Genomic DNA, 21,964 nt, shown 5'->3' with positions numbered 1-21,964 from the left:
CTGAATCAGGCATTGTCTGTCACAGGGTGGCGGCCAGACGTGAGCCCTGGTCGATGGCCCGTTTGGCGTCCAGCTCTGCGGCAACGTCCGCGCCGCCAATCAGGTGCACGCTTTGCCCGCCGTTGAGCAGTTCGTCATACAGTTCACGCAACGGGTCCTGCCCGGCACAGATCACCACGTTATCCACCGCCAGCAGCTTTTCCTCGCCATCTTCGCCAATGCGAATATGCAGCCCTGCATCGTCGATTTTCAGGTACTGCACGGCATTGAGCATCTGCACCTGTTTGTTCTTGAGCCCCGTGCGGTGAATCCAGCCGGTGGTCTTGCCCAGGCCGTCGCCGACCTTGGAACTCTTGCGCTGCAAGAGAAACACCTGACGTGCCGGCGCGTGGACTTCGGGCTTGACTCCGGCGACACCGCCGCGGGCCTGCAAGGTCGTGTCGATGCCCCACTCTTTCCAGAAAGCCTCGCGATCCAGACTGGTGGCCACGCCTTGATGCACGAGAAATTCCGACACATCGAAACCGATGCCACCCGCACCTATCACTGCCACGCGGCGCCCGACCGGCTTGCGCTGCAATATGACGTCCAGATAGCTCAACACCATGGGGTTATCGATACCGGGGATGGCCGGTGTGCGCGGCGCGATGCCGGTCGCCAGAATCACCTCGTCAAAACCTGCGCCCAGCAAGTCTGCAGCCTTTACCCGATTGCCGAGGCGCAACTGAACACCCGTCTCCTGCACTTTGTTGCGGAAGTAACGCAGGGTTTCGGCGAATTCCTCCTTGCCCGGCACGCGCTTGGCGATATTGAACTGGCCGCCGATTTCGCTGGCCGAATCGAACAGCGTCACCTCATGCCCGCGCTGTGCGGCAACCGTTGCGGCGGCCAGACCGGCAGGCCCGGCGCCCACTACGGCAATCCTCCTGACCTGCAGGGTGGGCAGGTAATTGAGCTCGGTCTCGTGGCAGGCACGCGGATTGACCAGACAGCTGGTCAGCTTGCCGCCGAAGGTGTGGTCGAGGCACGCCTGATTGCAGCCGATGCAGGTGTTGATGCGTTCGGCATGGCCCGCAGCGGCCTTGTTGACGAACTCGGGATCGGCCAGAAACGGACGAGCCATTGAGACCATGTCCGCATCACCTTCGCTGAGAATGCGCTCGGCAACTTCCGGGGTATTGATCCGGTTGGTGGTAATCAGCGGGATGTTCACCGAGCCTCGCAGCTTGGCAGTGACCTTGCTGAACGCGGCGCGCGGCACCTTGGTGGCGATGGTCGGAATGCGCGCTTCATGCCAGCCGATACCGGTGTTGATCAGGGTCGCTCCGGCCTGCTCGACCGCCTTGGCCAGCTCGACGATTTCTTCCCAGCTGCTGCCGCCTTCCACAAGATCGAGCATCGACAGGCGAAAGATGATGATGAAGTGTGCCCCGACCGCCTCACGTACGCGCCTGACAATCTCGACCGCCAGACGCATACGGTTTTCATAACTGCCGCCCCAACGGTCGGTGCGGTGATTGGTATGCGCGGCCAGGAACTGATTGATGAAGTAGCCTTCCGAACCCATGATTTCGACACCGTCATAACCGGCACTGCGCGCCAGCGTCGAACAGGTCACGAAATCGGCGATCTGCTTTTCGATGCCCTCTTCGTCCAGCTCTCGCGGCGTGAACGGGTTGATCGGCGCCTGAATGGCGCTCGGCGCGACCTGCTTGCGGCTGTAGGCGTAACGACCGGCATGGAGAATCTGCAGGCAGATCTTGCCGCCAGCCTCGTGCACCGCACGCGTCACGATGCGATGGTGCTCCGCTTCTTCAGCGTTGGTTAGCTTCGCCGCGCCGTCATAGACACCACCCTCTTCATTGGGCGCGATGCCACCGGTGACCATCAGCCCGACCCCGCCGCGGGCACGCTCGGCAAAGTAGGTCGCCATGCGCTCGAAGCCGCCCGGCCGCTCCTCAAGACCGGTGTGCATCGAGCCCATCAGGGTGCGGTTGCGCAAGGTCGTGAAGCCCAGGTCCAGGGGGGCCAGCAGGTGCGGATAATGAGCAGCAGTCATGGCGAAGCTCCATCGAGTCAATCACGGAATAGCAAGGACCTCTGCGGGTCCTCTGGTTCATGGGCAACAGTAAAGACGCATCCCGCCACACACTCAATGACCGAAAGTGACAAGTTATTGATCCAAACGCGCAGTGGCACTTGGCAAGCGCCCGACGCCGCCCTACCCTAGTCGACAATTTCCCGATGGCCGTCATTCGATCTTTTTATGCGCAAATTCTTCGCCATCTGCCTGGTTCTGCTGAGTATTGCCAGCCTTGTCAGCTACGCAATCTGGACCGGACAACGCCCGGCGGGTCACTACCTGTCCGATCTGCGCATTCGTCTGGCCATCAATGAAGGCCAGCCCGGAGAACGCGGCAATCTGCTGGGGATCGAGCCCGAGCTGTTTCCGACTGATTACCAGAACATTGAGCGACTGCACCGCAAGCTCGCCGCTTATCTGCAACAGGCCCGTGAAAATGGCCTGATCAACCCACGAACGGTGGTGGTACTGCCGGAACATATCGGCACCTGGCTGTTCGCCAGTGGCGAGAAGGATCAGCTCTATCAAGCTGCCACGCTGGATGAAGCCATGGACTGGCTGTCGTGGAGCAACCCGCTGCAATTCATCAAAGCGGTGCTGCGGGCCGAAGGCCGGGACCGTCTGGATGACGCCCACCTGCGGATCAAGGCCCGATCGATGGCGCGGGACTATCAGACACTGTTTGGCGGGCTGGCCAGAGAGTTCGGCGTCACACTGGTGGCCGGTTCAATTGTGCTGCCCGATCCCAGTGTCGAAGGCGGTCAGCTGAAAGTCGGCAGCGGCGCCCTGTATAACAGCAGCCTGATATTTGGCAGCGATGGCCTGCCGCTCGGTCAGCCGCAGCGTCAGTTGTACGCCGAGCGCTATCAGAGGCGTTATGTGCACACGGCAAGCGACGCACCGTTGTATGTGGTCGATACCCCGGCCGGGCGTCTGGGGGTGCTGATCGGTAGCGACAGCTGGTACCCGGAGAATTACGCGCGCCTGAACCAGAGCGGTGCACAACTGATTGCGGTGCCGGCCTTTGTGATCGGCAAGGCCGCCTGGTCCCAACCGTGGCGCAAGCCTCGGCACTCAGACATCGACGTGCCGAACGAAACGCCTAGTGAGGGCGACGCCTGGCATCACCTGACATTGACCGGCCGTGCTCCGCAAAGCACTGCGCAGGCCGGGATCAGTGTATTCATGCGCGGACAGTTCTGGAATCAGGGCGTGGCCGGGCAAAGTTTTGCCAGCCACGCAGGGCAAACGATCGCCGAGCCGCAGCAGGAAAATGCTGCCACTGGCGGCGCGCGCCTGATCAACCTCTGGCTTTGACGATGCCGACCCTGACGCTGCGCCTCGGTGATCTGTCGGTGGGTTTCATCCAGAGCCTGACTGATGCGGTCAACAGTTTCGACAGGAACCCTGACGCGCTGCTGGAGCAGTACGGTCTTGACCCGATTCGCCTGAGCCAGGCGCGAGCGCGGCTATCGATCCCGCGTTACATGCGCCTGGGGCATGCCGCCATCCAACTGACCGGCCAACCCGGGCTGGGGTTGCGCATGGGCCAGCTCAGTCGTTTTGCGCAGGCAGGTCTGGCCGGTATCACTGCGGCCCAAGCACCCAACGTGCGCGAGGCGGCGCGCACGCTGATTCGCTTTGAGCCCTTGTACGGTTCCAATTATCGCGGCCAGTCGAGTTTCCACGAGGATGCCGGCGGCGCCTGGATGCGCTTCTATTCGATCAGCCCCTATAACGCTTACAACAGGTTTGTGGTGGACTCGATTCTAGGTGGCTGGCTGGCTCAGCTTTCGACGCTGGCAGGTACAGAACTGCGCGCACAACGCATCGAGATTGAATTCGAAGCGCCTGACTATGCCGCGCAGTACGCCGCTTTGAGTGATAACCCGATGGTGTTTGGCGCGGCGACCAATCAACTGCGTCTGGATCAGACCAGCCTGGCATTACGCAACCCGGACCATTGCCCAAGTACCTGGCGGCACCTGTTGCAGCTGTGCGAAAGCGAACTGGAACAACAGACCCGCACCCGCAGCCTGCGTGAACGCATCATTCAATTGCTGGGGCCGCTATTGAACGGCGGAAGTGAACCGGATCTGGAGGAAGTGGCGGCAAGGCTCAAACTGCCCACCTGGACGCTGCGCCGCAAGCTGACCGAGGAAGGTACATGCTTTCGCGCAGTGCTCAATGACACGCGGCGCGATCTGGCGATGACTTATATTCGCGACACTGAACTGGCGTTCGGGGAGATCGCCTACCTGCTGGGATTCGCTTCTGCCGAAGCCTTTCAACGCGCCTTCAAACGCTGGAACGGGCAGACTCCGGGAGAGTTCCGCCGCAGCCAGCGTCAAAGCGTATGAAGCCGTTCACAGTTCGGTAGCGTCGTCGGCAGGCTCTACCGGGTCCAGTTCCGATGCACGGTATTCAAGTAGTTCTTCCTGGTATTCGTCCATTTCTTCGCCCTCTTGGCTGAGTGAGTGGGGGTGATAATCAAAGCTGAAATAACTGACCGCAAGATCAACATTAAAGTGCCAATGTGAAATAAAAATGTTGATTCCTGTCAAACAGACGAAAAAGACCGCGGCCGATTCAGCACTCCCCTCAACTCTCTAGCGGACGGGCGCTATTGACTTGCATGCCAGTGTCGACCTAACCTCCTGCTCATGAACCTCATCAAGCACAACCTCGGCCAGATTATTATTACCGTCATTCCAGTCATGGCGGGTTAGCCGACGTTTGCAAAAAACCCGCCCTGGAGGCGGGTTTCTTCTGTCTCCCGGGCAACCATTGCCGAATCAGGAGTCAGACATGATCGCCATCCCTCGCTCTATTGCCCTTCTCGCCACTCTGGACCTGATTATCGATCTGCCGCGCGCGTTCGCCGAGTATCCAGGCACCACGTATGAAGAGGCGATGCGATGAGCCAGGGCCCGCACGATCTGCTCAACTATTACGCGCGCAAAATCCTCACCTCCCGCGTCTACGACGTTGCCATCGAAACGCCGCTGCAAGGCGCTCGCCAGCTGTCCGAACGGCTGGGCAATCAGGTGCTGCTCAAGCGCGAAGACCTGCAGCCGGTGTTCTCGTTCAAGATTCGCGGCGCGTACAATAAGCTCGCGCAATTGCCCGCAGAGCAGACTGCACGGGGCGTGGTGACGGCATCGGCGGGCAATCATGCCCAGGGCCTGGCGCTGGCGGCACGCGAGTTGGGGATCAAGGCGACCATCGTCATGCCGCGCACCACGCCGGAGATCAAGGTCAAAGGTGTGCGCTCGCGGGGTGCCACCGTGGTGCTGCACGGCGATTCCTTCCCGGAAGCGCTGGCCTACTCGCTGAAGCTGGTCGATGAGCAGGGCTTCGTCTACATCCATCCGTATGACGACCCCGACACCATCGCCGGGCAAGGCACTGTGGCGATGGAAATTCTTCGTCAGCAACCGGGCCAGCTGGATGCGATCTTTGTTCCGGTCGGGGGCGGTGGTCTGATTGCCGGTATCGCGGCGTATGTGAAATACCTGCGCCCGGAGATCAGGGTGATCGGCGTCGAGCCGGACGACTCCAACTGCCTGCAAGCGGCAATGGCCGCCGGGGAGCGCGTGGTGCTGAGCCAGGTCGGGCTGTTTGCCGATGGCGTGGCGGTCGCGCAGATCGGCCATCACACCTTCGAAGTGTGCCGCCATTATGTCGATGAAGTGATCACCGTCAGCACCGACGAGATCTGCGCGGCGATCAAGGACATCTACGACGACACCCGTTCGATCACCGAGCCCTCCGGCGCGCTGGGCGTGGCCGGGATCAAGAAATATGTCGAGCAGCGCGGCGTCAGCGGCCAGACGCTGGTGGCGATTGATTCAGGGGCCAACGTCAACTTCGACCGCTTGCGTCACGTGGCCGAGCGCGCCGAACTGGGCGAAGGCCGCGAGGCAATCATTGCGGTGACGATTCCTGAACAACCGGGCAGCTTCAAGGCGTTCTGCGAGGCCATCGGCAAGCGGCAGATCACCGAATTCAACTACCGCTATCACACTGATCGCGAGGCGCATATCTTCGTCGGCGTGCAGACCCATCCCGAGAACGACCCACGCAGCGCCCTGATCGCCAGCCTGACCGGCCAGGGCTTCCCGGTGTTGGACCTGACCGACAACGAACTGGCCAAACTGCATATTCGCCACATGGTTGGCGGGCATGCCGAGCGGGTCAATGATGAAGTGGTGCTGCGCTTCGAGTTCCCGGAGCGACCGGGCGCGCTGTTCAACTTCCTCAACCGTCTGGGCGGCCGCTGGACCATCTCCATGTTCCACTACCGCAACCACGGCGCTGCTGACGGCCGGGTGGTTGCCGGGCTGGTGGTGCCGGAGGATGAGCGGCATCTGGTCGGCGCTGCACTGGATGAGATCGGTTACCGGTATTGGGATGAAAGCGAGAACCCAGCGTACCGGTTGTTTCTGGGCTAAGGCCGGGATATCTCGCGTTCCTCACGCTCCGCGTCACAAGAGGACGCAGAGCGTCCAGACCGGCATGCCCACGTGGAGCATGGGCACGATAGTGTTATGCCTGACGACAATTGTTCCGCACGCTCCGCACAACACCTTACTGCGCCGGGGCGGGCTCGACTGGCGTGGGGGCGGTGCTTTCGGCAGGTTCTGCGGCCGGTGTTTCGACCGTTTCAGCCTTGAATGAAGCAGGTTCGGACGGCGCAGGCACAGGTTCGCTTGCAGCAGGTGTAACCGGTTCGGCAGCAGGCTCGGCCTTCGGCGCGTTTTCTGACGACGCAGGCGCCAGCTTAGCAGGCTCGGCAGCTTTGACGGGAGCCGCCGGGGCTGCGGGAGCCGTGTCAGGCACACCGAGGTCGGCCTTGGGCTTCTCGACAATATGCGCAGCCTTTTTCACTTCAGGCGGCAGGAAGTTTTCCACCAGACCGAAAAAGCGCTCGTAGAACTTTGCCGACGAGACGGTCTCACTGGCGACCTTGACCATCGAGTCGTCAGTCGAGCCTATCGGCATCGACACAGAACCCAGCACGCCGACACCGAGGCTGGCCGAGTTGTTGGTCTTCTTCAACGCGTAGCGGTCTTGCAGGGCGTTGGCGAACATGGTGGAACTGCCATCCTTCGCATCGGCGGCGCACACCAGATTGAAGCTGATTTCGATATGCGTATCGCCGGTCTGCTGGAAGCTCTTGCGGCCGGCAATCATCTTCGGGTCGCTGCTGGTGATGATATAGCCCTGACTCAGCAAGGCGCGCCGCCCCGCCTCGCAGTAAGCCATGTCGGTCGCAGGGTAGCTTCGGGAGAAGGTCCCGGCGTCGTCGAAGTGTTCATGGTCATACACCGCCTGCTTGGGCGATGAACAGCCGGCTGCCATCAACACGGCAGAAATCCAGAGGGCGGTACGAACGTTCAGTAGCTTAAACATCGAAAATCCTGAGGAAGGAAAAGACTGCCAGCAAGACTGCGAACTGGGAAATGGCGGTAAGTCTGCAACAAGGCCGACGCTGGATCAACGTACAGTTCAAAAGGATTTGGATACAAACCGCTCAGGCGCACGAAGCCAGGCCCTCAGACACACAAAATGCAGACAACAAAAAAGCGACCCTAGGGCCGCTTTCTTGTTTGCTTCAAGGAGTTCAAGGGCCTTGAAGCGGTGTATGGCGCAGCGGACGGGACTCGAACCCGCGACCCCCGGCGTGACAGGCCGGTATTCTAACCGACTGAACTACCGCTGCGTATCGCTGTAAACCTGTTTGAAACAAACCTTAGGTAGGCTGCTTCCTGTACATGTGACCGAAAGACCCTTGGGCTTTTCAATCGCAGACCCGGAGAACCCGATCTGTACAAATATGGCGCAGCGGACGGGACTCGAACCCGCGACCCCCGGCGTGACAGGCCGGTATTCTAACCGACTGAACTACCGCTGCGCATTGTGGACTTGCGTCCGTGTAAGCTTTTTAAAATCACTTTTGAAAGCCCTCGTACTTCAGCTTTCAAACTCAACGATGGTGGGTGATGACGGGATCGAACCGCCGACCCGCTGCTTGTAAGGCAGCTGCTCTCCCAGCTGAGCTAATCACCCTTTGCTTCGTTGAGGCCGCGAAATTTACGCACCTAACGAACCTAAGTCAATAGCCTGATTGAAGTTTTTTTAAAAACCGCCTCAATCACAAAACCCTCACCACACACCAAAAGCACAAGCAATAGCTCAATCGAAGCTCGTCCGCGCAAACTACTCGGCGTACACCATCTTGCGCGTCATGCCACCGTCGACCACGAACTCCTGCCCGGTCACGAAACCGGCGTTTCTGGACAACAGCCAGGCAACCATTGCCGCAACGTCCTCCACTGTCCCTACCCTGCCCGCCGGATGCTGGGCATGATCGGTCTCGGACAAAGGCTCGGCTCTGCGCAACGAGGGGTCGCGCGCGTCGATCCAGCCAGGGCTGACAGCATTGACACGAATCTCCGGCCCCAAACTGATCGCCAGCGCATGTGTCAGCGCCATCAGACCGCCCTTGCTGGCCGCATAAGCTTCGGTGTCGGCCTCCGACTGGCGAGAGCGTGTGGAGGTCAGGTTGACGATGCTGCCGCAATGCGCACGCAGGTAAGGCGCGCAATGCTTGGCCAGCAGCATCGGACCGCCGAGGTTGACTGCCAGTACACGGTTCCAGTGCGACAGCTCAAGGCTTTCCAGCGTAGTGTTGTGCGGATCGGCGATCGCGGCGTTGCACACCAGCGCATCGAGACGACCGAACTGCCGAAGCACCTCGGCCACGCCCGCTGCGACCTGCTCTTCACTGGCAACGTCCATGGCAATGAACAGGGCATTTTCACCCAGGGCACCGGCCACTTTCGAACCACGCGCACGATCCAGATCGGTCAACACGACTTGCCAGCCTTCGGCAATCAGCCACGCTGCAATGCCGAGCCCGATACCGCGAGCGGCACCGGTCACCAGGGCGACACGACCATTGTGGACGCTGGAAAATTTCAACGCCCACGTCTCACCCGGCTTGCCACTGGCCGGTTTGCTGGCCTCGCTACTCACAACGCCGCCAGACCACGGGCCAGGTCAGCCTGCAGATCAGCCACGTCTTCCAGCCCCACTGCAACCCGAATCAGGCTGTCGCGAATACCTGCGGCCTCACGCTCCTGAGGTGCCAGACGACCGTGAGAGGTGGTGCTCGGGTGAGTGATCGTGGTTTTGCTGTCGCCCAGGTTGGCGGTGATCGAAATCAGTCGCGTGGCATCGATGAAGCGCCATGCGCCATCCTTGCCACCCTTGACCTCGAAGCTCACCACCGCGCCGAAACCCTTTTGCTGACGCTGGGCCAACGCGTGCTGCGGGTGGCTCTTCAACCCGGCGTAATGGACTTTTTCGATGCCATCCTGCTGCTCGAGCCACTCGGCCAGTGCCTGGGCATTGGCACAGTGAGCGCGCATGCGCAGGTTCAGGGTTTCGAGGCCCTTGAGGAAGATCCACGCATTGAACGGGCTGAGCGTCGGCCCGGCAGTACGCAGGAAGCCGACCACTTCTTTCATCTGCTCGCTGCGCCCGGCAACCACGCCGCCCATGCAACGGCCCTGGCCGTCGATGAACTTGGTGGCCGAATGCACGACAATGTCAGCGCCCAGCAACAGTGGCTGCTGCAAGGCCGGCGTACAGAAACAGTTGTCGACGATCAGCATCGCGCCCTTGGCGTGCGCGATCTCGGCCAGGGCCGCGATGTCGACCAGCTCGGCCAGGGGATTGGACGGCGATTCGACGAAGAGCATTTTGGTGTTGGGCTTGATCGCCGCGTCCCAGCCGCTCAGGTCGGCGAGAGGAACGTAATCAACCTCGACACCAAAGCGCTTGAAGTACTTGTCGAACAGGCTGATGGTCGAGCCGAACACGCTGCGTGACACCAGAACGTGATCACCGGCGCTGCACAGGCTCATCACCACGGCCAGGGTTGCCGCCATGCCGGTCGCCGTGGCGACAGCCTGCTCGGCACCTTCCAGTGCGGCAATGCGCTCTTCGAACGAACGCACCGTCGGGTTGGTGTAACGCGAGTAGACGTTGCCCGGCACCTCACCGGAGAAACGCGCAGCCGCATCGGCGGCCGTGCGAAATACGTAACTGGAGGTAAAGAACATGGGTTCGCCATGCTCTCCTTCCGGTGTACGGTGATGCCCGGCACGTACGGCTAGGGTATCGAAACCTACGCCTTCAAGGTCGCTGTCCAGCCGACCTGCATCCCATTCCTGAGTCATGCCGCCCACTCCTTGCCCAATTAGTTGTTGTACAGATCGATGATCGCGCTCACTGCCTGAGTCTTGATCTTGGAGGCGTCATTACGCGCGCTCTCGATCCGGTTCAAATAATGCTCGTCGATGTCGCCGGTCACGTACTTGCCGTCGAAAACCGAGCAATCGAAGTTGTCGATCTTGATTTTCTTGCTGCCGCTGACCGCTTCGATCAGGTCATTCAGATCCTGATAGACCAGCCAGTCGGCACCGATGAGGTCGGCCACGTCCTGAGTGGTGCGGTTGTGGGCAATCAGCTCGTGAGCACTCGGCATGTCGATGCCGTAGACGTTGGGGTAGCGCACAGCCGGGGCTGCAGAACAGAAGTAGACATTCTTGGCACCGGCTTCGCGGGCCATCTGGATGATCTGCTTGCAAGTGGTGCCACGTACGATGGAGTCATCCACCAGCATCACGTTCTTGCCACGGAACTCCAGCTCAATGGCGTTGAGCTTCTGGCGTACGGATTTCTTGCGCGCAGCCTGGCCCGGCATGATGAAGGTCCGGCCGATGTAACGGTTCTTGACGAAGCCTTCGCGGAACTTGACGCCCAGATGGTTGGCCAGCTCCAAAGCGGCGGTCCGGCTGGTGTCCGGAATCGGGATGACCACATCGATATCGTGATCCGGACGCTCGCGCAGGATCTTGTCGGCCAGCTTCTCGCCCATGCGCAGGCGCGCCTTGTAGACCGAGATGCCGTCGATGATCGAATCCGGGCGCGCCAGATAGACGTGCTCGAAGATGCACGGTGCGTACTTGGGGTTGGCCGCGCACTGACGGGTGTGCAACTTGCCGTCTTCGGTGATGTAGACCGCTTCGCCCGGCGCCAGGTCGCGAATCAGGGTAAAGCCCAGTACGTCCAGCGATACGCTTTCCGACGCGATCATGTACTCGACGCCTTCGTCGGTATGACGCTGGCCGAACACGATAGGACGAATGGCGTCCGGGTCACGGAAGCCGACGATACCGTAGCCAGTGATCATGGCCACGACCGCGTAACCACCACGGCAGCGATTATGCACATCGGTCACTGCCGCGAAGATATCCTCTTCGGTCGGCTGCAACTTGCCACGCACGGCCAGCTCATGGGCGAATACGTTGAGCAGCACTTCCGAATCGGAATTGGTGTTCACATGGCGCAGGTCGGATTCGTAAATTTCCTTGGCCAACTGCTCGACGTTGGTGAGGTTGCCGTTATGCGCCAGCGTGATGCCGTAAGGCGAGTTGACGTAGAACGGCTGAGCCTCGGCCGACGTCGAGCTGCCCGCGGTGGGGTAACGCACGTGACCGATGCCCATATGCCCGACCAGACGCTGCATATGACGTTGATGAAACACATCGCGCACCAATCCGTTGTCCTTGCGCAGGAATAACCGGCCATCATGGCTGGTTACGATACCGGCAGCGTCCTGGCCGCGGTGCTGGAGGACGGTAAGCGCGTCATACAGCGCCTGATTGACGTTCGACTTGCCGACGATACCGACGATGCCACACATGCGACACAACCCCTACTTAGTGGAACTGGATTTACCGAGCACATCCTGCGGCATTGTAGACGGCAGGATCTGTTCCTTGAACGGCATGTCAGCGGGTACGCTGATGCCGCTGGCGAGCCACTTGCTGGACATCCCGAGAATCAGGTTTTTCGACCAGTCAGCGACCATGAGAAATTGCGGCACCAGCCTCGACTGCTGCCACCATTGATCCTGTTGCACCGGCCCCAGGCTCAACAGCCCTACCGCCACAACGACAAGCAGGCCTCCGCGCGCTGCGCCGAAGACCATACCGAGAAAACGATCGGTCCCGGAAAGCCCGGTGACGCGAATCAGCTCGCCTATCAGAAAATTGACCATGGCGCCTACCAGCAGGGTGGCGACAAAAAGAATGGTACAGCTCGCGATCACGCGGGCCGAAGGTGTTTCTATGTAATTGACCAGATACTGCGACAGCCCTGCGCCAAACATCCAGGCCACAACACCTGCAATGATCCACGTCGTCAACGACAGTGCTTCTTTTACGAAGCCGCGCTTCAGACTGATCAGGGCGGAGATGGCGACAATTCCGAGAATTGCCCAGTCAACCGGAGTAAATGGCACGTTGCAGCCTGCAGACGGATAAGGCGGCGCATTTTAGCAGAGCGTCCGCCTGCCGGTAAGCAGCGATTACCGGCGCGAGGCATTTTCCTTTGTGCCAGGGGCACCAGGTGCCGAACGGTCAGCCGCGCTCGGGCTGAAAGCGCACCACAATACCCTTGAGCTTTTGCTGTTTATCGAGCTGATCGCGCAGGCGATCGGCCTCGGAGCGCTCGATGAGCGGGCCGACAAACACCCGGTTCACGCCATCAGCGGTGCGAATGTAGGCGTTGTAGCCCTGGGTACGCAGCGTCTTTTGCAGATTGTCGGCATTGGCCCGATTGGACATGCTTGCCAATTGCACCGACCAACTGATCGACAGACCATTGGCATCGACGCCAGCAGGTGCTGCAGGTTTGGCAGGAGCCGGTGTCGCTGCTGGTGCAGCAGCCGTCGCTGGCGCCGGAGCGGGTGCCGGTTTGGCAGCAGGTTTGGAGACCGGAGCAGCAGGCGCTGCAGGTGCAGCCTGAACAGTCGGCGCAGGCGCGATCGGCATGGCAGGCGGCTGGTTGCTGCTCATGTCATCATCACCCGGCACAGGCTCCTGAGGCAGAACCTGAGGCTCCGGAACAGGCACCGGATCGACCCGCACCTGCGCAGCTGCAGGCGCCTGAGGCGCGGCTGGCGCCTCGACCTGCACCTGACGTGTTTCATCTTCACGCGTGAAAAGCATGGGCAGGAAAATGACCGCCACGGCGATCAGCACCAGTGCTCCAACCATTCGCTGCTTGAATACGTTATCCAGCAAAGCCATTTGCAGCGTCCTCATCGGTGTACCGGGCCAACCATTCAAGGGCCTCGGCAACACAGTAAAATGAACCGAACAGCAGAATCTCGTCATCGGGCGTGGCATGCGCGCACTGAGCTTCCAGCGCCAACGCGATACTCTGATAGGACGTCACGCGGGCGCCAAGGTTCTGCAAGGCCGTCTGCAACTCTTCTGCTGGCCGACTGCGCGAGGTCGGAAGCGGCGCAACAGCCCACTCTTCAATGACCGGTGCCAGGTGCGCGACCACGCCGTCGAGATCCTTGTCGCTGAGCAGACCAAACACCGCTCGACGTTTGCCGCCAACTGGCTGCCGCGCGAGGCGTTGGCCCAGAAACCGGGCCGCGTGGGGGTTATGGCCTACATCCAGAAGCAGGTTGAGCGACTTGCCGTGCCACCTGACGACCCTGCGATCGAGACGACCGGCGAGCCGGGTCTCGGCAAGCACCTTGCCTGTCGCATCCGCTTGCAATGGATACCCCAGCAGGGCGAAGGCCTGAAGCGCCAGCGCGGCATTCTGCATGGGCAGATCGAGCAGCGGCAGACCGCGCAGCTCGATCTGCTCGCCCTGAGCGACACCACGCCAGTCCCAGCTGTCTTCACCTATGGAAAGATCGAAATCCCGGCCACGCAGCAACAACGGACAGCCCAGCTCGCGGGCTTTGGCCAGCAGCGGCTCGGGGGGCGCCGGGTCACCGCACAGCGCTGGACAACCGGCGCGAAAGATCCCGGCTTTCTCGAAAGCGACCGACTCACGGGTGTCGCCCAGATACTCGGCATGATCGACCCCGATACTGGTGACCAGCGCCAGATCCGCATCCACTAGATTGACCGCGTCCAGACGACCGCCCAGACCGACTTCCAGCACCACTGCATCGAGCCGGGCCTGCTCGAACAGCCAGAACGCCGCCAGCGTGCCCATTTCGAAATAAGTCAGGGTGACATCGCCGCGCGCCGCTTCGACCGCAGCGAAGGCGTCGCATAGTTCCAGATCGGTTACCTCGACGCCCTGCACTTTCACCCGTTCGTTATAGCGAATCAAATGCGGGGAACTGTAGACACCAACCTTCAAGCCCTGAGCCTGCAACAAGGCAGCGACAAAGGCGCAGGTCGAGCCCTTGCCGTTGGTGCCCGTCACCGTGATCACCTGGCGCGCCGGGCGTGTAAGACCCAATTGCAGCGCCACCTGTCGAGACCGGTCCAGGCCCATGTCGATGGCCGACGGATGCAGTTGCTCCAGATAGGCGAGCCAGTCGCTCAGGGACGTAGGGGTCATATCGTCGCGGGTGCCGGCGGGACGACGATTGGCTCGATGACGGGTGCGACAAAGCGAGGGGTCGGCAGATTCATCATCTGTGCCAGCAGGTTACCCAGGCGCGGACGATGCTCACTGCGCGAGACGATCATGTCGATGGCACCGTGATCCAGCAGGAATTCACTGCGCTGGAAGCCTTCAGGCAGCTTCTCGCGAACCGTTTGCTCGATGACCCGTGGACCGGCAAAACCGATCAGCGCCTTGGGCTCGGCGACGATGACGTCACCCAGCATGGCCAGGCTGGCGGAAACGCCACCGTAGACCGGGTCGGTCAGCACCGAGATGAACGGCAGCCCTTCTTCGCGAAGACGCGCCAGAACAGCCGAGGTCTTGGCCATCTGCATCAGCGAGATCAGCGCTTCCTGCATGCGCGCACCGCCGGAAGCGGCGAAGCAGACGAACGGGCAGCGATTTTCCAGCGCATAGTTGGCGGCACGTACGAAACGCTCGCCGACAATGGCACCCATCGAACCACCCATGAACGAGAATTCGAATGCCGAAGCCACCACCGGCATGCCCAGCAAGGTGCCGCTCATGGAAATCAGCGCGTCCTTTTCACCGGTCTGCTTCTGCGCAGCGGTCAGGCGATCCTTGTACTTCTTGCCGTCGCGGAATTTCAGACGGTCGACCGGCTCGAGATCGGCACCCAGCTCTTCGCGCCCTTCGACGTCCAGAAAAATGTTCAGACGTGCACGTGCGCCGATACGCATGTGGTGGTTGCACTTGGGGCAGACGTCCAGGGTCTTTTCCAGCTCAGGGCGATACAGCACCGCCTCACAGGACGGGCATTTGTGCCAGAGGCCTTCGGGAACCGAGCTCTTCTTGACCTCGGAACGCATGATCGATGGGATCAGTTTGTCTACCAACCAGTTGCTCATGCTTTATATCTCCAGTACCGGTGTGGCTCGAACGACTGACAAATCAAACGCCAGTCGCATGCCCTCGGATAAATTCGTATATGGACGACGATGAAAGGATAGCGATCGACTCATGGCCGGACCTGCGCGCCCCTCACCCCGATTTTTCACAACGACGGCGTTGCTCAGTGGCACCACCGCTTACTCGATTCGACCCGCGTGCCTCGTGGCGGGAACAGGCTTATGGACGGCGGCCGATCAATAGCCGTCACATCAGGTGCCGTGCACCGCACTCATGAACGCCAGGATCTTCTCCCGATCCTTGATGCCCTTGCTCTTTTCAACGCCGCCGCTGACATCCACTGCATAGGGCCGGACTTGAGCGATGGCCTGCGCCACATTGGCGGACGTCAGCCCGCCCGCCAGGATGACCGGCTTGTCCAGGTCGTCCGGAATCAATGCCCAGTCGAAGGTTTCTCCGGTACCGCCGGGCACCCCTTCAACGTAGGTATCGAGTAGCACGCCGCGTGCATTGCGATAGGTCCGGCAGACCCCGGCAATGTCATCACCGGCCTTGACCCGCAGCGCCTTGATGTACGGGCGATGATACCCATCGCACTCATCGGGTGTTTCATCGCCATGAAACTGCAGCATGTCCAGCGCGACGGCATCCAGCGTCTCGTTGAGCTCACAGCGACTGGCGTTGACGAACAGGCCAACGGTGGTGATGAACGGCGGCAACGCGGCAATGATGGCACGCGCCTGCAATACCGTCACCGCACGCGGGCTTTTCGGATAGAACACCAGACCGATAGCGTCGGCACCTGCCTCGGCGGCAGCCAGTGCATCCTCTATGCGGGTAATCCCGCAGATCTTGCTGCGAACGGCTGACATGTCGTGAGTAACCTCAAGCCTTTCGGAAAGTCCCGGATGTTAGCAAATGCTGCCGGGATCGTCAGCCGTCCAATTCCGCAAAGCCCGTAAGAAAATGAGGACCGATATAGCGCTCGGGCAACGGGAACTCATCACGGTACTCGACCCCGACCAGGTACAGCCCGTAAGGATGGGCCGTGACACCACCGGTACGCCGAATCCGGCTTTCCAGCACCTCCCGCGCCCACTCGACCGGACGCTCGCCGGTGCCGATGGTCATCAGCACTCCGGCGATATTGCGCACCATATGATGAAGAAAGGCATTGGCGCGCACATCGATCACGATCATCTTGCCGTGACGGGTCACGCGCAGATGGTGCAACTGCTTGACCGGCGACTTGGCCTGACACTGACCGGCGCGAAAGGCACTGAAATCGTGAGTACCCACCAGGTATTCGGCAGCCTGCGCCATGCGCTCGACATCCAGCGGGCGGTGGTTCCAGGTAATTTCCTGATTCAGGTGCGCCGGGCGGATCTGATCGTTGTAGATCACATACCGATAACGCCGGGCGATGGCCTTGAAGCGCGCGTGAAAGGTGGCCGGCATGACTCTGGCCCAAGTGACGCTGACATCATGGGGCAGATTGATATTGGCGCCCATGACCCAGGCCTTCATGGTGCGCTCGGCCTGGGTGTCGAAGTGCACCACCTGACCACAGGCATGCACCCCCGCGTCCGTGCGACCGGCACACATCAGTGACACCGGTGACGCGGCCACTTTTGACAAAGCGTCTTCAAGGGTTTCCTGCACGGTCAGCACGCCGGACGCCTGACGCTGCCAGCCGCAATAGCGCGAGCCCTTGTACTCGACGCCCAGCGCGATTCGGGAAAAGCCCTCGGCCGCCATCTCGGCGGCCGGGTTATCTATGTTCGCCAAAGTGGTACAGCCTGTCGGTTCGCGAAAAGTCGGCCATTATACGGCCGCAAAAAAAACACGCTACTCAAGCCGGACATCTGAAATGCAAACGGCCGCATAAGCGGCCGTGTGCAGGTTGCCGGGGTTGAATCAGGCCAGCCGCGAAAGCATCTCCCGCGCTTCGCTTTTCTGACCGTCATCGCCCTCGGTGACGACCTCATCAAGAATATCCCGAGCGCCGTCCGCATCGCCCATGTCGATGTAGGCACGCGCCAGATCAAGCTTGGTCGCCGCCTCGTCAGTACCAGCCATGAAGTCGAAGTCCGGCTCGTCATCCAGCGCTGCCGCATCCTCGGCGGTGAATCTTGGCTCATCGAGCGGCGGATGTTCGAGATTCTGCGAAAGACGCTCAAGCTCGGCGTTGACGTCGTCGATTTCAGTCGCGAATGCCTGGCTTGCCTGATCGGTTTCAATCTCGTCCGCCAGCGACAGGTCGAAATCCTCTGGAAGCTCGAGGTCATCAGTGACCGGTGGTGTAGGCGAGGTTTCACCCAAATCCAGCGGATCTTCGCCAAGGCCGAGCAGGAAATCATCTTCGCTCTTGAGGGCCGGGTCTTCCTCGGACAAGTCCAGATCGAAGTCGGCGAGGTCCTGCGGCGTTGCCGCTGCACGGGCCTCTTCCTGCTGCTGCATGACAGACTCGAAGCTCAGCTCTTCGTCATCCGCTACCGCCGAGACCTTGGGCTCGTCGAGCATCAGGTCATCGAGATCGTTAACGGTAGAGACTTCAGGCACAGACGGTTCTTCGAACTCGTCCAGGCTCAAGTCAAAATCGTTATCAAACGGGTCTGCCTCTTCGACAGGCTCTGCGGCCAGCGGAGCGGTGACTTCCGGCTCAGGCTCAGGCGTTGCAACAATTTCAGGCTCAGGCTCCTGCTCTGCCGAATCATCGGCCAGCAGCTCTTCAAGATATTTGGCATCGAGCTCTGCAACCAGTGCGGCCGTTGTAGCCGCCGCGGCGGCTGCAGCGACGGCAGGAGCAGCCGATGCAGTAGAGGTTTCAGAAGCCAGCGGCGCAGCAACAGGTGCCACCGGCTTCAGGGTCGAGTTAAGTTCTTCCCGCTGCTCGACCTCAGCTTCAAGCTTTCCCGCAGCCACCAGTTTACGTTCGTGGGCGGCATAGGCTTTGTTGTTACCCTGCTCGGCGTAGATTTCCATCAGTTTCAGACGGATATCGTCGCGCTTGGGGTCTTCGTTGACGGCTTCTTCCAGCAGCTCGATCGCCTGATTCATACGACCGTAAGCGATATGGATCTCGGCCTGAACCAGCGGATCGGCAGGACGTTCACGACCGGCAACGGCTGCTGCGGCGCCTCCCATGCGCACGTTGGGCGGCGGCACATCAAGCCCGTCGAAGCTGGCGGGCGGTGCATTCATGTCCATGTCCGAGACGAAATCCGACTCCTCGGCCAGCGCACGCGCCATGCGCTTGTGCTTCTCGGCTTCGGCCTTCGCCGCGCGACGACGCGCCAGGAACAACAACAGCAAGGCCAGAATCAGCAGTACCGCCCCGCCGATCAGGCCAAGCAGTACAGGGTTGTTGATGATTTTCTGCAGCGCGTCCTGGTCTTCGTCTGCTGCAGCAACCGGCTCCACCGCCAGCGGCTGCTCTGGCGCCGGCGTCGCAACTTCGGCAGCACCGGCAGGCAATGCATCTTCAGGCGCAATCTCGCCAGCCGGTTTGACCGGAGCACCGTTGGCGTCGACCAGCGAGGCAGGCACCGCCGCGTTGGCCGGCGTTGCAGCTTCCGGGGTAGCGGCAGGTGGAGGCACGACTGCGCCAGCGGCCTGCATCTTGGCCAACTGACCGTTTTTCAACTCGATCAGACGCTGCAGCTTGTCGAGCTGGCTTTGCAGGTCGTTCATGCGGCTTTTCAGCTCGGCATTATCACGACGTGTGGTATCCAGCGCTTCCTGAGCCACGGCCAGCTTGTTGCCCAGATCGCTGTCGCCCGCCGCACCTTTTGCCGCCGGCTTGCCGCTTGCCGAAACCAGACTGAGGTTATCGGAGGTATCCACTTTGGAAGGCGCCGCACCCGCGCGGTCACGACGGGTAGCATCGACCTGACGTGTACCGGCCGGCAGACGGCGACCTTCACGCCAGGCGCTGTATTGCCGGGAAACTTCTGCCACTGCCTGTGATTGCGGCAGCGCGGTGGTCTGCTGCGGCGTCGGAAGGCGCAGCACCTGCCCTTTCTTCAGGCGGTTGATGTTGCCACCAATGAACGCATCCGGATTCAAAGCCTGAATCGCCAGCATGGTTTGCTGGACAGTCCCGCCATTGCGCACCTTCGCAGCAATTTCCCACAAGGTGTCGTTATTGGCGGTGACGTACTGTGACTGCTTGTCGGCGGCTGGCGCCGGCAATGTGGATGTGTTGGCTGCCGGTGCTGGCGCTTCGGCTGCCGGCGCTTCAGCCGACGGGGCTACCGTTGCCAGTTGCGCAGGCGCCGCGGGCGCTGCAGCGGGGGCCGGGGCAGCAGCCGCAGCGGCTGCCTCGGGAGAGAATTTCGGCGGATCGAGCAGAAGGCTGTACTCACGCAGCAACCGGCCATTGGGCCAGAGCACCTGAACCAGAAACTTCACATAAGGCTCGCGCACCGGCTTGCTGGAAGTAATGCGCAGAACACTTTTACCGCTGGCATTGATAACCGGGGTAAAGGTGAGATCGTTGAGAAATGCCTGACGGGTCACACCCGCCTGCGCGAAGTCGGCCGTGGTGGCCAGGCTGGGCACAACTTGCGTTGCGTTGAGCCCCTGAGCCTCGGTCAACTCGATTTCCGCTACCAATGGCTGATTCAGGGTCGACTTGACCGACAATTCCCCGAGCCCCAGCGCCTGCGCCATACCCGATGACAGCGCTGATGCCGCAGCGATTGCTAATACCAGTTTACGAACCTGAACCATAGCCCATCCCTTGTTTAAAGATTCCCCGAGATCCGGGGAGGTAGTCCTGCATTTGGGTGTAAGGCGTATCGCCGCTAAAACAATTATTCAAATTGTTGCCAAGTATCTTTTACACATAGTCTTTTATCAACAATTCGCCAACCTGCACAGCGTTGAGCGCAGCGCCTTTGCGCACATTATCCGAGGTCAGCCACAGATTGAGCTGCTCGGAATCGTCGGTTCCCGCCCTGACGCGTCCCACATAAACCACGTCCTGGCCCACCGCATCGCCCACCGGCGTAGGGTAATCCCCCGCATCGACCAGTTCGATTCCGTCTGCAGACTCGAGTGCTGCATTGACCGCCGCCACGTCGACCGCCCCGGCCGTGCGCAACGCTACCGTGAAGCTGTCACCAAAGAACACCGGTACCTGAATGCAGGTCGCAGACACTTTGAGCGATGGCAGCGCCAGCAGTTCGCGCAATTCTTCGACCAGACGCCTTTCCAGCGGCAGGTGCCCCGACGCGTCTGGTGTCCCTACTTGCGCCAGCAGGTTGAACGCCATCTGACGATCAAAAAACCGCGCTTCCAGCGGGCGAACATTCAATAGCTCGGTGGTCTGACGAGCCAGCTCACTGACGCCTTCACGCCCCAGTGCCGATACCGCCAGACACGCCGTTACCGCCACCGACTGTATATCGATCAGGCCGAGCAACGGCGCCAAAGCCAGGGCAACCGCAGTGGCAGAAGCACTGGGACTGGCAACCAGACAAGGAGCGACGCCACGGTTGTGCAAAAGCGTAGCATTTATTTCCGGCACGACATTAGGTGCCTGGACTGCGGTAAATGCGCCCGACAGGTCGATGACCGTGCACCCCGCCGCTACCGCCTTTTCGGCGTGACTGCGACTGACCGCAGGTCCTGCAGCGAAAAACGCCATGCGCACCGTGCTGAAATCGAACTCGTCGACTTCACGTACGCGCACATTCTTGCCTCGAAACGGCACCGAGTGGCCTGCGGATTCGATGCTGGCCAGCAGGTACAGATTGCCGACCGGGAAATTGCGCTCCTCCAGAACCTGCACAACGGTTTCGCCGACAGTACCGGTTGCGCCGACTACGGCGATATCAAAGGACTGGCTCATGCAAAAACCTCAGGAAAATCAGGGAGCGGCACTTTAACCGCCGCATTGCCGACAGGCAATTCAAGCCGGCAATCAGGTGTGTATTTCAAGGCTCGAGCCCTATCGGGAAGAACACGCCATGGCTCCAGACGCCCAGCCAGCGCTGTTCATCTATATCGCGGGAAACGGCCAGCTCGACCAACTGATAGAAAACATTGCGGTGAATCAGCGCCTCCAGATTGCTCCGCACGTGAATGTAGGGCGCCGGTTCCTGGGTATCAGGGTCGGTTACAACGCGTAAAGGGTGTTCCGGTCCCGCCTCGGCCTGATCCTCTATATTGGTCAGAAAGCGCAACACCTGGCCCTCACCCTCCCCCAGCACCTCAAGGCTGACGGCGACAAAAGGCGCATCATCAACCGTGATGCCGACCTTCTCCACAGGAGTGATCAGGAAATAGTCGTCGCCGTCGCGGCGCATGATGGTCGAGAACAACCGGACCATCGGTTTGCGGCCAATCGGCGTACCCAGGTAATACCAGGTACCGTCGCGAGCGATACGCATGTCGATATCGCCGCAGAAATCCGGATTCCACAAATGAACAGGCGGCAACCCCTTGGTTTTGGGGATCTGTGCAAACAGATCACCCGCCTTGTTTGAATCGGTCACTCCA

Annotated in this window: 17 protein-coding genes and 3 tRNA genes; 3 read left to right on the top strand and 17 right to left on the bottom strand. The window is 60.7% G+C overall.

Going from position 1 to position 21,964, the window contains the following annotated elements:
* Positions 1-19: 19 nt before the first annotated feature.
* Entirely contained in the window at positions 20-2,059 is a 2,040-nt protein-coding gene (locus tag PI739_RS03500) for an NADPH-dependent 2,4-dienoyl-CoA reductase (RefSeq protein WP_054081187.1), read from the bottom strand.
* Between the two features lie 207 nt (positions 2,060-2,266).
* Here PI739_RS03500 and PI739_RS03495 point away from each other — a divergent pair, with 207 nt between their 5' ends.
* The 3 genes from PI739_RS03495 to ilvA all read left to right on the top strand — a co-directional run bounded on the left by PI739_RS03495 (position 2,267) and on the right by ilvA (position 6,537).
* Positions 2,267-3,400, top strand: a complete 1,134-nt coding sequence (locus tag PI739_RS03495) for a carbon-nitrogen hydrolase family protein (RefSeq protein ID WP_054081188.1) — start codon at positions 2,267-2,269, stop codon at positions 3,398-3,400.
* Positions 3,401-3,402: 2 nt separating this feature from the next.
* Positions 3,403-4,443, top strand: a complete 1,041-nt coding sequence (locus PI739_RS03490) for an AraC family transcriptional regulator (RefSeq protein ID WP_054081189.1) — start codon at positions 3,403-3,405, stop codon at positions 4,441-4,443.
* Between the two features lie 558 nt (positions 4,444-5,001).
* Positions 5,002-6,537 carry a threonine ammonia-lyase, biosynthetic gene (gene ilvA, locus PI739_RS03485; RefSeq protein WP_080376798.1) on the top strand — a complete coding sequence of 512 codons (1,536 nt, stop codon included), beginning with the start codon at positions 5,002-5,004 and terminating at the stop codon, positions 6,535-6,537.
* Positions 6,538-6,673: 136 nt separating this feature from the next.
* On the opposite strand, the gene PI739_RS03480 is transcribed toward ilvA, so the two are convergent.
* The 16 genes from PI739_RS03480 to PI739_RS03405 all read right to left on the bottom strand — a co-directional run bounded on the left by PI739_RS03480 (position 6,674) and on the right by PI739_RS03405 (position 21,960).
* On the bottom strand, positions 6,674-7,498 hold the full coding sequence (locus PI739_RS03480; RefSeq protein WP_003368442.1) for a DUF2242 domain-containing protein: 825 nt from the start codon (positions 7,496-7,498) through the stop codon (positions 6,674-6,676).
* Positions 7,499-7,731: 233 nt separating this feature from the next.
* Positions 7,732-7,808: transfer RNA gene (locus tag PI739_RS03475), tRNA-Asp, on the bottom strand.
* 115 nt (positions 7,809-7,923) lie between these two features.
* A tRNA-Asp gene (locus PI739_RS03470) sits at positions 7,924-8,000 on the bottom strand.
* Between the two features lie 79 nt (positions 8,001-8,079).
* Positions 8,080-8,155: transfer RNA gene (locus PI739_RS03465), tRNA-Val, on the bottom strand.
* Positions 8,156-8,305: 150 nt separating this feature from the next.
* Positions 8,306-9,070 carry an SDR family oxidoreductase gene (locus PI739_RS03460; RefSeq protein ID WP_161428779.1) on the bottom strand — a complete coding sequence of 255 codons (765 nt, stop codon included), beginning with the start codon at positions 9,068-9,070 and terminating at the stop codon, positions 8,306-8,308.
* 50 nt (positions 9,071-9,120) lie between these two features.
* Complete coding sequence (locus tag PI739_RS03455; protein ID WP_003368440.1) at positions 9,121-10,332, bottom strand: O-succinylhomoserine sulfhydrylase; 1,212 nt, start codon at positions 10,330-10,332, stop codon at positions 9,121-9,123.
* A 20-nt stretch (positions 10,333-10,352) separates the two neighbouring features.
* On the bottom strand, positions 10,353-11,861 hold the full coding sequence (gene purF / locus PI739_RS03450; protein WP_003347797.1) for an amidophosphoribosyltransferase: 1,509 nt from the start codon (positions 11,859-11,861) through the stop codon (positions 10,353-10,355).
* A gap of 12 nt (positions 11,862-11,873) precedes the next feature.
* Positions 11,874-12,461 carry a CvpA family protein gene (locus PI739_RS03445; RefSeq protein ID WP_003318487.1) on the bottom strand — a complete coding sequence of 196 codons (588 nt, stop codon included), beginning with the start codon at positions 12,459-12,461 and terminating at the stop codon, positions 11,874-11,876.
* A 118-nt stretch (positions 12,462-12,579) separates the two neighbouring features.
* The gene (locus PI739_RS03440; RefSeq protein ID WP_003368439.1) at positions 12,580-13,251 is read right to left on the bottom strand and encodes an SPOR domain-containing protein; all 672 of its coding nucleotides are present in this window, start codon (positions 13,249-13,251) and stop codon (positions 12,580-12,582) included.
* Complete coding sequence (gene folC / locus PI739_RS03435; RefSeq protein WP_054080815.1) at positions 13,235-14,539, bottom strand: bifunctional tetrahydrofolate synthase/dihydrofolate synthase; 1,305 nt, start codon at positions 14,537-14,539, stop codon at positions 13,235-13,237. The genes PI739_RS03440 and folC overlap by 17 nt, the downstream gene beginning before the upstream one ends.
* Positions 14,536-15,456: an acetyl-CoA carboxylase, carboxyltransferase subunit beta gene (accD, locus tag PI739_RS03430; RefSeq protein ID WP_054080814.1), complete on the bottom strand. Its 921-nt coding sequence runs from the start codon at positions 15,454-15,456 to the stop codon at positions 14,536-14,538. The genes folC and accD overlap by 4 nt, the downstream gene beginning before the upstream one ends.
* 252 nt (positions 15,457-15,708) lie before the next feature.
* Positions 15,709-16,329, bottom strand: a complete 621-nt coding sequence (locus PI739_RS03425) for a phosphoribosylanthranilate isomerase (protein ID WP_003368435.1) — start codon at positions 16,327-16,329, stop codon at positions 15,709-15,711.
* Between the two features lie 61 nt (positions 16,330-16,390).
* Positions 16,391-17,215: a tRNA pseudouridine(38-40) synthase TruA gene (gene truA / locus PI739_RS03420; protein WP_003368434.1), complete on the bottom strand. Its 825-nt coding sequence runs from the start codon at positions 17,213-17,215 to the stop codon at positions 16,391-16,393.
* A 159-nt stretch (positions 17,216-17,374) separates the two neighbouring features.
* Positions 17,375-20,191, bottom strand: a complete 2,817-nt coding sequence (locus PI739_RS03415; protein WP_271351476.1) for a FimV/HubP family polar landmark protein — start codon at positions 20,189-20,191, stop codon at positions 17,375-17,377.
* A 109-nt stretch (positions 20,192-20,300) separates the two neighbouring features.
* Complete coding sequence (locus tag PI739_RS03410) at positions 20,301-21,314, bottom strand: aspartate-semialdehyde dehydrogenase (RefSeq protein ID WP_003431002.1); 1,014 nt, start codon at positions 21,312-21,314, stop codon at positions 20,301-20,303.
* Positions 21,315-21,399: 85 nt separating this feature from the next.
* The gene (locus PI739_RS03405) at positions 21,400-21,960 is read right to left on the bottom strand and encodes a DUF1285 domain-containing protein (protein ID WP_054080812.1); all 561 of its coding nucleotides are present in this window, start codon (positions 21,958-21,960) and stop codon (positions 21,400-21,402) included.
* Positions 21,961-21,964: the final 4 nt, after the last annotated feature.

Origin of the sequence: Pseudomonas cerasi (assembly GCF_027983475.1) — a bacterium.
Taxonomy (GTDB): domain Bacteria; phylum Pseudomonadota; class Gammaproteobacteria; order Pseudomonadales; family Pseudomonadaceae; genus Aquipseudomonas; species Aquipseudomonas cerasi.
This window is presented reverse-complemented; position numbering and strand designations above follow the sequence as displayed.

Excerpts from the sequence above, each read along its gene's own strand:
- PI739_RS03500 (WP_054081187.1), bottom strand. The coding sequence starts at position 2,059 with ATGACTGCTGCTCATTATCCGCACCTGCTGGCCCCCCTGGACCTGGGC.
- PI739_RS03495 (WP_054081188.1), top strand. The coding sequence starts at position 2,267 with ATGCGCAAATTCTTCGCCATCTGCCTGGTTCTGCTGAGTATTGCCAGC.
- PI739_RS03490 (WP_054081189.1), top strand. The coding sequence starts at position 3,403 with ATGCCGACCCTGACGCTGCGCCTCGGTGATCTGTCGGTGGGTTTCATC.
- ilvA (WP_080376798.1), top strand. The coding sequence starts at position 5,002 with ATGAGCCAGGGCCCGCACGATCTGCTCAACTATTACGCGCGCAAAATC.
- PI739_RS03480 (WP_003368442.1), bottom strand. The coding sequence starts at position 7,498 with ATGTTTAAGCTACTGAACGTTCGTACCGCCCTCTGGATTTCTGCCGTG.
- PI739_RS03455 (WP_003368440.1), bottom strand. The coding sequence starts at position 10,332 with ATGACTCAGGAATGGGATGCAGGTCGGCTGGACAGCGACCTTGAAGGC.
- purF (WP_003347797.1), bottom strand. The coding sequence starts at position 11,861 with ATGTGTGGCATCGTCGGTATCGTCGGCAAGTCGAACGTCAATCAGGCG.
- PI739_RS03440 (WP_003368439.1), bottom strand. The coding sequence starts at position 13,251 with ATGGCTTTGCTGGATAACGTATTCAAGCAGCGAATGGTTGGAGCACTG.
- folC (WP_054080815.1), bottom strand. The coding sequence starts at position 14,539 with ATGACCCCTACGTCCCTGAGCGACTGGCTCGCCTATCTGGAGCAACTG.
- accD (WP_054080814.1), bottom strand. The coding sequence starts at position 15,456 with ATGAGCAACTGGTTGGTAGACAAACTGATCCCATCGATCATGCGTTCC.
- PI739_RS03425 (WP_003368435.1), bottom strand. The coding sequence starts at position 16,329 with ATGTCAGCCGTTCGCAGCAAGATCTGCGGGATTACCCGCATAGAGGAT.
- truA (WP_003368434.1), bottom strand. The coding sequence starts at position 17,215 with ATGGCGGCCGAGGGCTTTTCCCGAATCGCGCTGGGCGTCGAGTACAAG.
- PI739_RS03415 (WP_271351476.1), bottom strand. The coding sequence starts at position 20,191 with ATGGTTCAGGTTCGTAAACTGGTATTAGCAATCGCTGCGGCATCAGCG.
- PI739_RS03410 (WP_003431002.1), bottom strand. The coding sequence starts at position 21,314 with ATGAGCCAGTCCTTTGATATCGCCGTAGTCGGCGCAACCGGTACTGTC.